Consider the following 10,934-nt stretch of genomic DNA (forward strand, 5'->3'; position numbering starts at 1 on the left):
GCCCCCAACCCCTCGGGAGTCTTTACGGGGGGAAGAGGGGTTTGTGGAGTTAGTGAAACTCGATCGCTCGGACGATCGCGCCACCCCTGAAAATATATCCCAGCCCGATCGCCTCGTTGAAGCCCAGGGTTGGATTCTCGGACCCGATGGCGAAGTGATTCTGACGGCGCATCCTCCCACCGTAATCCCCCACGGGAACGAGAAGTTTCGCGTCACTTGCCAGTCATCTGAAGTTGGGGAGGAAGGTTAGATGAAGCGCGTTTTATTCCAAATGCTGGTGTTTGCCCTGGGATTTTGCTTGGTGTTAGGATTGCAGGTTTTGCCCCGTCTCGCATCCGGGGCATCAGCAACCCAGACACCGCACATTGCCAGTTCCCTTTCCCCCCTAGTAGAACTGAGGATCGCCCGGAACCCTCAAAATACCACCGATCGAAACACCACCTCCCAAAACACCACCGTCGATCTCGAAGCCCAGGGTCGAAACCTCTACGGAGCGGGAAATTTTGCCGAAGCCGCGCGGATTTGGCAGCAAATGGCCGAGGCGGAAACCGACCCTGGGCGGCGATCGATGGCCCTGAGCAATCTCTCCCTGTGCTGGCAAAAACTGGGACGGTGGGACGAAGCCCAAACGGCAATCGATCGAAGTTTGCAACTCCTGAGTGCCCCTGATAGTGAGGGGACGGCATCGAGCATCTATGCCCAAACTCTGCATATTCGCGGCAACTTGGAATTCGAGCGGGGAGAGTACGATCGCGCTTTGGAGGATTGGGAAAATGCGACGGAACTTTACGATCGGGCTGGGGATGAAAATGGGGTAGTTCGCAGCCAGCTCGATCGCCTGCGGGCGATGAGGGCATTGGGCTTATATCGTCGCGCCGAGACCACCCTCGAAGCCCTAGAACGGACGTTAGAGACTCAACCCGACTCCCCCCTCAAAGTCGCGGGATTCCGCAGCCAGGGCAACGTTTTGCGGGTGTTGGGGAAGTTCGGAAATTTAGAGTATCTCGACGATCGCACTTGCACGTTGTTGCCAGCATTGGCGATGGAGGATGGATTGCCTCCGGAGGTCTCTCCACCCAGAACCGCCGGGGGAGCGTTGCGCCAAAGCCTGGAAATTGCCACCCGACTCCAATCCCCCACCGATATTGGGGCGGTTCAGTTTAGCCTGGGAAATACAGCCCGCGCCATCTACGAGCGAGAATGGGAATTAAAAAATTCCGATAACTCCAACCATTCCGAAACCGCCAAAGCCGCCGCCCGCCTGGCCCTCACCTGCTACGATCGAGCCGCATCCAACGCAAATCGAACCACCAAGATTCAAGCCCAACTCGATGCCCTCAGCTTGAGGGTGGAGTGGGAAAGTCGATCGGATCGAAATCCCCTCCATCGAGTGCCCCAAATCGATCGCTGGCCCGACCTTGAAGCACAAATCGATCGGTTGCCCATTGGTCGCCAAACCATCTACGCCCGCACCGATCTCGCTCGCAGCTTGATGGAACGAGTTTGGGGCGGCGATGTAACCGTGGCCGGTCTGATGGGGGGAGGTTTGCCCAGGTCGAACGTCGCCCTGAGTGGGGATGCCGAACGGCTGTTGCTGGCGGCGGCACACCAGGCACGAGATTTGGGAGATGCGCGGGCCGAGTCCTATACCCTCGGTTACTTGGGTCAGTTTTACGAAGGGAATCGGCAATTAGAGAAGGCGAAAACCTATACCCAAAATGCCCTGTTGTTAGCCCAGTCGATCCAGGCTCGAGATATTGCCTATCAGTGGCAGTGGCAGTGGGGGCGGATTTTAAAAAACCAGACCTCTCCCGATCGAGCTGAGGCGATCGGGGCTTACACTGAAGCAGTGAAGACCCTACAGTCCCTGCGAAAAGATTTGGTAGCGATTTCTCAGGACGTGCAGTTCGATTTTCGAGATCGGGTCGAACCGGTGTACCGCGAGTTAGTGGATTTGCTCTTAGCGCCCCAATCGCCGTCCCAGGACGATCTTCGCCAAGCCCGCGAGGCGATCGAGTTGCTCGGACTCGCAGAGTTGGATAACTTCTTTCGCGATGCCTGCGTGGATGCCGAACCCCAAGCCATCGATCGCCTCGACCCGAAAGCCGTTGCCATTTACGAAATTATTTTAGCCGATCGATTGGAATTCATCGTTCGGTTGCCGGGACGATCGGATTTATTGCACTATCGCACCATCGTCCCCCAATCCGAACTCGTCGCGACGATTGAAGAACTCCGGTTTCAGTTGCAAACGCCCTATGCCTATCGAGAAATCGAACGGTTGTCCCACCAGATTTACCAATGGTCGATCGCGCCGATTGCCTCTCAACTGACCGAAAATGAAACCTTGGTGTTCGTTCTCGATGGCGAGTTGCGCAATATTCCCATGGCAGCATTGTACGATGGCGAAAAATACCTGATTGAAGAGCATCCCGTGGCCATCGAACCGGGTTTGTATCTTGTCGACGCACAACCGCTGACTGGCGAATTGAGGGGATTGGTTGCCGGTTTGAGCGAACCCCCAGTCGGTTCTGGATTTTCGCCCCTTCCCTACGTCCGAGAAGAGTTGCAGATCTTTGAAGATGTGGGAATTGCTACCGAACAACTACTCGATAAAGAGTTCGATCTGGCTAATCTCGAAAACCTAATCGGTTTAGTTCTCAAGCAGAAAATACATTTATTCTCGCTGCCGACGGTCCGATCGAGATTCGCGAGTTCGATCGCCTTTTCCGATCCCGAAATCCCGATCGGGCCAAGGCGATCGATTTGCTCGTTCTCAGTGCTTGCGAAACCGCACCGGGAGACAAACGTGCGGTCTTGGGACTGGCGGGAGTGGCTGTGCGATCGGGGGCCCGCAGTACCATCGCCTCCCTGTGGAGTCTCAAAGATGACTCGGCTGTAGAGTTTGCGGGGCATTTTTACAAATCCCTCGTGGCTGGGGAAACTCGCGCGGAGGCGCTACGTCGCGCCCAACTTTCGTTTTTGCATGGGGATCGCGGTCGCGATGCACCGCTGTACTGGGCCCCGTACGTCTTGGTGGGAGATTGGCGGTGATTCGGCAGTACGGTTCTACCAAGGATTACCAATTGTCGTGAAACTCGATCGATAATAAGCTAACGTGCAGTTAATTTGTATATGCTCAACTTGTTTTAAAGCGATCGAACCCTCTCCCTCTTTTCCCATCCTTACAAGGGAAAAAACATAAAAAAATATTGAATTTCTTTTAATTCAAGCGAACGATCGTCTCCGATTGACTTAAATGGGATGTATCACCATTAAGTTCCATCGCCCATCGAGAATTTCGGTGCGCGAGCTTCACCAAACAGCATAGAGAGGCCTTTATTTCTCGGGATTCTCCTAATAGTCCGATCGCCGCTCCTACTACCGACGCTCCATGCCCGATCCATAATAAATCGGTGGAATAGTTTTCAACTAAAAGCCGTGCGGTTTTTGCCGTCCGCTGCTGGCATAGTTTGTCGGTTTCTGGGTACTGAGGCTGCACGACCGATCGATAGCTTAAATCAATTCGAGAAAACTGTTTTTTTAAGGTTTCAGGAGGTAAGGTTTCGGGCATTTCTTTCATCCAGCCCGGATTGAGCCATTCACACAAACCCCATTCTAATTTAATGGGTAAATCGAGAATATCGGCAACATAATTCGCCGTCTGCACCGTTCGCAAAAAGGGAGAGGCAAAAATATGAGTAATGCCCTCACCTTGGAGGCGATCGCCTAATTCCCTCGCCTGAATTTCACCATCGGGGGAGAGATGGGGATCGTAGGGGCGCTCTGCAGTGTCGAACCACTCGGGACGAACGAAGTCAATGCGATTTCCGTGTCGAGCAATCCAAATTGTTTGAGCCATAGGTCGGTGTAGTTTCTTCCATTGCTATCAAACCACAAAACCTTTCACTTTTTTTATTTTGTAAGACTTAAAATAAAATATTTGATTTATTTTAAGTCTTACAAAATAAAACATGTGGGTCAAGATACAAAATTCTTGAAATACAAAGTGCGATCGGTTATAGATGAATTTTAGTTTTCCATATTTATCTTTTCTCTACAAACTATCAAATTCAGTGTATTTACGGATGGTAATTTAGGAGGAATTAGCATCCTGACACGACCGAGTTGGGACTATAAGATAAAAGTATCGGGATTTGGGAAAATAGTCATTTCTCACTCAAAATCACTCGATTAAATGGGACTCGAAAATCGTGTATTACCGTTACCATAGGCTTGTATGCAGGTACGAGAATTCAAACTTTAAGAGCCTCGATGTTGAGTGATTGGGTGTAATTGGACAGCCGATATTGTTGCGTCAAACTCATGATTTCAGATGTCTCCCGCTGAGATCGAGTTGCCATTTATTTACCATTTTCTAGAGTGCCTTATGACTCTTAGTACGAGCCAACCAGCATCTACTCAAAATTTTCAGCCGTCTCGAGCTACACCCACAGATGACCCCGTCGCGGCTCTTCAAGACCTTTTGCTCGGGTCGGAAGTTGCCCAGTGGCGAGAAACGATCGCCTATCTTCAATCCAACGAAGTCGATAGCGCCGCCTCCAATGACACCGAACCCGAGTGGATCGCTCAACTGTCCGCGCGCCTCGAACGACGGTTGGGCACTCAGCTGCTGCTATCGAAAGGGCGATTTTCTCAAGCCTTAGTTTTGCAAATCGAGCAGACCGTCCGAGAACATTTCAAAAGTCAGTTGAGACTGGGGCAAATCGAGGAAATTAACGCCGCGATCGCCGCCCTCGCCCAACAGCAACCCCAAGACTTAGCCACCTCCCTAGCGCCGGTGCTTTCCGATGCGATCGCCGGGCAAATTCAGCTCGATGGCGATTCCCTCTCCACAGCACTGGCTCCAATCATCGATCGCGCCATCCAAAACAACGCCCAGGAAGGTGGCGATTCCATGAGCGAGGCGATCGCCCCCATTTTACCCCCTGCCATTGCCAAGCGCATTGCAGATAAGCCCGAAGAAATGGCCCTGGCGATCGCCCCGGAAATGGCGGCCGCCTTCAAAGAACAAATCCGGATTAGTGCCGAATCGACCATCGATGCGTTCTATCCGATTATTGGCGATACCGTGGCTAAAGCGATCGCCGAAACCATGCGGGAGGTGAACGACAAAGTCGAAAACGCCCTCAGCGTCAAGACGATTTCTCGCAAAATCCGCGCCAAACTCAAAGGGGTCTCCGAGTCGGAACTCCTGCTAGCCGAAGCCGATTCCTTTTCCATCCGCATGGTTTTCTTGATTCACAAACTTTCGGGTTTAACCATTGCCTCGGCACAACCGACGGATAGTGAAGAATTTGAATCGGACATGGTGGCCGGAATGCTCACGGCCATGCGCAGTTTCGTCTCCGAATACGTCTCGGCTTCGGATACTCAGGGGGAACTAAACGAGATTACCTACGGCGATTCCAAAATCCTCCTCGAAGTGGCCGGACACAGCTACCTGGCGGTGGTGACTGATGGAGATCCCTCCAAACGCTATATCAAACGCGCGCAGCAGGTTTTTGGGGCGATCGTGCGCGACCGCGATAAAGAAATTGCCGCTTTTGAAGGCGACCCCGAAAGCATCCCCGATGACGTGCGAGATAGCTTGTCTACCCTTCTCGATACGAGTGCGAAACCCCCGCGCAAAGGGCCGCCCGCTTTAGCCGTTATCGGCGTGGCACTACTCGGTGCGATCGCCATTCCGTTGGGAATGTGGGAATATCAAAATCGAATCGACCGGCAAGTGAGCGATCGCCTCAACAAGACCTTTTTCACCACCCCAGAATTGTCTGTCTACGGACTCAAGGCTCGGGCAAAACGAGATACGATTACCGTTACCGGACGAGTTCCCGATCGCGCCCTCAAAGAACGAGCTGAAATTCTCATCGGTCAGATCGAGCCGACTCGGAACTTAGAAAGTCAGATCGCCACCGTTCGCGTCCCCCCGCACCCGAGTTTAACGACCTCAGAAGTCGATCGAACGGTGAATATTTTCAACGATCGGGAAGGAAACGCCATTCGCGCGATGTACGATCGAGGACGGGTCGCCGTGACGGGAACCGTTGCCAATGCCTCCGAAGCCGGACAAGTCACTCAAGCTTTCGAGAACATTCCCGGTATCGAATCAGTCACCAACACTGTCGGCACTCAGCCGTTGAAGATCGATACGCGCATTTACTTCAAACCCGGTTCGGCGGAAATTGAATCGATCGATTTGGAGACTAAAGTCACTTGGGTCGAACGCTTACTCGACGAAAATCCCCAAATGCGGTTGGAGATTGTCGGCTACAGCGATGAATTCGGCGGGATCGAACCGAATCAACAATTGGCACTGCAACGAGCGCTTGCCGTGAGAGCGGTTCTGCTCGATCGCGGGATCGCTTCCGATCGGCTAGAGGTTTCGGGCAAACCCCACTCGCCGCAAGATCTGCCATCGGACGCTCCCTCATGGTCGAAAAGATGTGTTTCTTTTTTCCCCATTTCTCAATGACAAAAGCACTAAACGCAATGTCTAACATTGACGTGAAACGGTTTGAGGATTTGTCTGACTAACAAACTCAAAAAGGCATCTGCATCTATGATGAGTTCTTTCAATCGAGAAAAATTCGTGCCGCCGCACGTTGAATACATCATTCTCAACTCCGACTTGAGAATCGTTCGAGTATCTGGGGGCAGCGATCGATTTGTCGAAGACCCCAGACAGCTCGATGTGGAGACCGAGATCGGTATCGGGTTTCCAGAACTGTTTGGATTGGAAGAAATTTTTTCAGAGGTGTTGCATGGAGATCGAGAACAATTTGTCTTGAAAGGAATTGTCCGACATTTTCAACCCGATGCTCCGATCTATCTCGACATTTATGCGATCGCCCTCGGGCAACATGGCGATCGATTAATCCTGTTTTTGGAAGAAGTGACCGATCGAATGACCTTGGAGCAAACTCTCGTGCAGGCCTCCAACGAGATGATGTTGCTCGTCGATCGGTTATCCGTGTCCGAAGCCTATACCGAGAGCATCGTCATGTCCATGGCCGATGCTTTGCTCGTTACCGATCTGTCGGGAACCATTCAAAAAGTCAATCCTGCCACCATTGCCCTACTCGGCTACGAAAAATCCGAACTGGTGGGGCAGCATTTCCTGAGCATTCTCGACGATCCCAACTTCGATATTGCCGAAATTCAACGATATCTTTTGGCTGAAGATGGGGAAATTTTAAAAAATGTCGAATTGGTTTGTCGTTGCCGGAACGGAGAAAACGTCACGATCGCGTTTTCTTGTTCTGTAATTCCCAACCAGGGACGAGACTGGCAAGAACTGATCTATATCGGGCGCGATGTCACCAAACAACTGCGCGCTCAACAGCGGACGCTGGCTCAGTTGAGCATTACCCAAACTCTTTCCGAGGCGATCGCGATCGAAGATGCCATGCCTAAAATCTTGCAGGGCATTTGCGAACACCTGCATTGGGATTTAGGGGAGTTGTGGCTGCCGGATACAGAACCCGACAAACCCAGAGGCGAGTCACCCCAAAACGTGCGATTGAGTTGCGTGGCGGCTTGGTCTGACCCTTCCGTGGATTTATCTCAATGGATGCTTGCTGCGAGACAGAAAACCTTCACCCCCCAAGAAGGAATTCCCGGTCAAATTTGGCAGAGGGGAAAGTCGGAGTGGATTGCCGATTGGGTGAGGGATCGTCGCTTCAAACGCACTGCCTCCGCCACGACTCAATCCCTGCGCTGTGCCTGTGGCTTCCCCATCCAAATCGGCAACGAAACGATCGGGGTGATGACGCTGTTTTCTCAAGAAGTGCGATCGCCCGATCGAGATTTACTGCGGATGATGACCCTGGTGGGGGGACAACTCGGTCAATTCATCCAGCGAAAACGGGCAGAAGCGGCTCTAAGCGAGCAACGAGAGCAGACCGAACGCCTGCTGTTAAATATTTTGCCCGAAGCGATCGCCGACCGCCTCAAACAAGAGGAGGGCATCATTGCCGAAGACTTTGAGGAGGTGACGGTTTTGTTTGCCGATATCGTTGGGTTCACCGAACTATCAGCGCAAATTTCGGCCACGGATTTAGTGCGATTGCTCAACCAGGTCTTCTCCGCCTTCGATAAACTCAGCGAAAAGCACGGTCTGGAGAAGATTAAAACCATTGGCGATGCTTACATGGTAGTTGGCGGACTCCCCAAGCCGATAGCAAATAGTGCGGTGGCGATCGCTCAAATGGCTTTGGAAATGCAACAGGCGATCGTCAGCTTTAACGCGCGCCACCATCAACAGTTAAGCTTGCGAATTGGCATCCATACCGGCCCGGTGGTGGCGGGAGTCATTGGCATCAAAAAGTTTAATTACGATTTGTGGGGAGATACGGTCAATACGGCCAGCCGCATGGAATCCCACGGCGTTCCTGGGAAAATTCAAGTCACTGAAGCCATTTACCGGCGAATTTGCGATCGGTTCGTCCTGGAAAAACGCGGTACGATTTCTGTAAAAGGGAAAGGGAAGATGACGACTTATTTTCTGGTCGGTCGAAAAGAAAATCTGGCGAATCCTCCCCAGGGAAAACAGCAATATTCACTTCCCAAAATGGACGCCGATCGATTTTGGTTTCCCACTCAGGTATTGAGTTGAAGTCTGTCATCCTGAAGTCGTAACAAAATAAAATAGATCGAGAATCAAGAATGAAAAAAGGGTTTCATTTCTATTTATTTTGTATTTTTTTTTCAGTCGTATTATTATTGACAAGTTGCGATCGCTTCAATAACGATCGGTCTTTTCAACCTTCAAAGTCTAAAGTCGAGCTAACTGTCTCAGCCGCCTCTAGCCTTCAGGAGGTCATGGAAGCCATTAAAGTTCTATATATCGACGAGGAAGACTCTAACGTTGAGATCGTCTATAACTTCGGGTCTTCTGGTTCGCTCCAACAGCAAATCGAGCAGGGCGCACCCGTGGATGTTTTTATTTCTGCGGCGGCGCGGGAGATGAATCGATTGCAAGAAAAAAGCCTGTTACTCGATCGAACTCGTCAAGACGTATTAACCAATCAAATCGTTTTAATCGTCTCTAAAAAGAACGATGCTATTACCCGATTTGAAGATTTAGCCACCGCGAAAGTCGATCGCATTGCCTTGGGGCAACCCGATAGCGTTCCGGCTGGAAAATACGCGCGAGAAGTACTCATCGATCGAAGTCTTCTGGCTGCCGTCGAATCTAAAGCCATTTACAGCAAAAACGTGCGGCAAGTACTCGGCTACGTCGCTACCAATAATGTCGATGCAGGAATTGTATATCGTACCGATGCGGCTATTTCTCCTCAAGTCAAAATTGTCGCCATCGCCCCACAGGATTCTCATTCTCCCGTGGTTTATCCGATCGCCGTTCTGGGCAACAGTTCCCAGGTCGAAGCCGCCACGGATTTTGTCGAGTTTATCACGGGCGATCGGGCGCGAACGGTGTTTGAAAAGTACGGATTTTCGAGAGGCGCGATCGACTCTGCCGAGCAAATGAAAACCCCAGCTTGAGGTGAAAGTCCGCAAATTTACTCATATTAGTCGTCCACCACGTTGATGCGCTACGGAGTCGGGATAATCCGTCAGAATGAGTGTGGTGGAGTCGTATGTCTGTCAACATCGAATTGATGGAGAAGTGTTGGCGGGATGGGGAAACGGGGAGAAAATAACCTCTCACAGCTAAATTGACAGATCGTTAGAGCGAAAAATCGATCGCCCCACTATCCGTAAAGCTAACGATATCGGTCATGCAAAAACCGGGATACCTACGGATTTGAAGAATTCGTTATAGAAATCGCCCCATCCCAAAAACCCTTTTAGAGTGAGAACAAATCAATCGTCCTACACAGCAGAGTTTATTGAGATTCTATGGCCTTACAAAACTTCGGTCTGATCGGTTTAGCCGTTATGGGGGAAAACCTTGCCCTGAATGTCGAACGCAATGGCTTCTCGATCGCTGTCTATAATCGCACGCCGACCAAAACCCACGCATTTATGGCCGATCGGGCTAAGGGGAAAAATGTCAAACCCACTTATAGCCTCGAAGAATTTGTTAGTTCCCTCGAACGTCCCCGAAAATTGCTGGTGATGGTCAAAGCTGGGGGACCCGTGGACACGGTGATCGACCAACTCAAACCCCTACTCGAACCAGGCGATATGATTATCGATGGGGGCAACTCCCTCTATGAAGATACCGATCGACGAGTTGCCGACTTAGAGAGTATGGGGCTGCGCTTCATCGGCATGGGCGTTAGCGGCGGCGAAGAAGGGGCACTCAACGGCCCGAGCATGATGCCGGGGGGCACCAAAGAAGCTTACCAAGAAATCGAGTCGATCGTTACCAAAATCGCCGCTCAAGTGGATGATGGTCCCTGCGTCACCTACATCGGTCCCAAAGGCGCGGGACATTACGTCAAAATGGTGCACAACGGGATCGAATACGGCGATATGCAATTGATTGCCGAAGCTTACGACTTGCTCAAAAACGTCGCCGGACTGGATAACGATCGCCTCCACGAAGTATTTGCCCAGTGGAACGCCACCGACGAACTCAACTCCTTCCTCATCGAGATTACCGCCAATATCTTCAAGAAGCAGGACGATCTCGGGGATGGGTTCCTCGTCGATAAAATTCTCGATGCGGCCGGACAAAAAGGAACCGGACGCTGGACGGTGGTGAGTTCCCTCGAACTTGGGGTGGCCATTCCCACCATTGGCGCAGCGGTCACCGCCCGCATCATGTCATCCTATAAAGAAGAGCGCGTTGCCGCCTCGAAAGAATTATCCGGACCTAGCGGCAAGTTCGATGGTGATGTAGAGGCTTTTATCAACAAAGTGCGCGATGCCCTCTACTGCTCGAAAATGTGTTCCTACGCCCAAGGCATGGCATTGATGGGCAAAGCATCCGATGCCTTCGG

At 51.5% G+C, this 10,934-nt stretch carries 7 protein-coding genes and 1 pseudogene; 7 read left to right on the forward strand and 1 reads right to left on the reverse strand.

The features are described from left to right. From IQ235_RS08580 to IQ235_RS08590, 3 genes and pseudogenes are all read left to right on the forward strand, one after another. Positions 1-250: hypothetical protein (locus IQ235_RS08580; protein ID WP_264321063.1), on the forward strand; the 250-nt coding region annotated here is incomplete at its 5' end. A gap of 1,284 nt (positions 251-1,534) precedes the next feature. Continuing rightward, positions 1,535-2,638: pseudogene (locus IQ235_RS08585) on the forward strand (CHAT domain-containing protein); the annotation flags it as partial. Between the two features lie 68 nt (positions 2,639-2,706). Further along, positions 2,707-3,054, forward strand: coding sequence for a CHAT domain-containing protein (locus tag IQ235_RS08590; protein ID WP_264321068.1), 348 nt, complete (start codon positions 2,707-2,709; stop codon positions 3,052-3,054). 169 nt (positions 3,055-3,223) lie between these two features. Here the strand turns inward: IQ235_RS08590 and IQ235_RS08595 are convergent, their stop codons facing one another. Then, positions 3,224-3,862 (reverse strand): histidine phosphatase family protein, encoded by a 639-nt coding sequence (locus IQ235_RS08595; RefSeq protein WP_264321064.1) that lies wholly within the window; start codon positions 3,860-3,862, stop codon positions 3,224-3,226. Between the two features lie 528 nt (positions 3,863-4,390). Here IQ235_RS08595 and IQ235_RS08600 point away from each other — a divergent pair. The 4 genes from IQ235_RS08600 to gnd all read left to right on the forward strand — a co-directional run. Beyond that, positions 4,391-6,496: an OmpA family protein gene (locus IQ235_RS08600; RefSeq protein ID WP_264321065.1), complete on the forward strand. Its 2,106-nt coding sequence runs from the start codon at positions 4,391-4,393 to the stop codon at positions 6,494-6,496. An 87-nt stretch (positions 6,497-6,583) separates the two neighbouring features. Continuing rightward, entirely contained in the window at positions 6,584-8,638 is a 2,055-nt protein-coding gene (locus tag IQ235_RS08605; protein WP_319592563.1) for an adenylate/guanylate cyclase domain-containing protein, read from the forward strand. A 50-nt stretch (positions 8,639-8,688) separates the two neighbouring features. After that, positions 8,689-9,528: a molybdate ABC transporter substrate-binding protein gene (gene modA / locus IQ235_RS08610; protein WP_264321066.1), complete on the forward strand. Its 840-nt coding sequence runs from the start codon at positions 8,689-8,691 to the stop codon at positions 9,526-9,528. Positions 9,529-9,885: 357 nt separating this feature from the next. Further along, positions 9,886-10,934, forward strand: a 1,049-nt coding sequence (gnd, locus tag IQ235_RS08615) for an NADP-dependent phosphogluconate dehydrogenase (protein ID WP_264321067.1), incomplete at its 3' end; no start/stop codon positions are given.

Source organism: Zarconia navalis LEGE 11467, from assembly GCF_015207075.1.
GTDB lineage: Bacteria > Cyanobacteriota > Cyanobacteriia > Cyanobacteriales > Geitlerinemataceae > Zarconia > Zarconia navalis.

Excerpts from the sequence above, each read along its gene's own strand:
- IQ235_RS08605 (WP_319592563.1), top strand. The coding sequence starts at position 6,584 with ATGATGAGTTCTTTCAATCGAGAAAAATTCGTGCCGCCGCACGTTGAA.
- IQ235_RS08600 (WP_264321065.1), top strand. The coding sequence starts at position 4,391 with ATGACTCTTAGTACGAGCCAACCAGCATCTACTCAAAATTTTCAGCCG.
- IQ235_RS08595 (WP_264321064.1), bottom strand. The coding sequence starts at position 3,862 with ATGGCTCAAACAATTTGGATTGCTCGACACGGAAATCGCATTGACTTC.
- modA (WP_264321066.1), top strand. The coding sequence starts at position 8,689 with ATGAAAAAAGGGTTTCATTTCTATTTATTTTGTATTTTTTTTTCAGTC.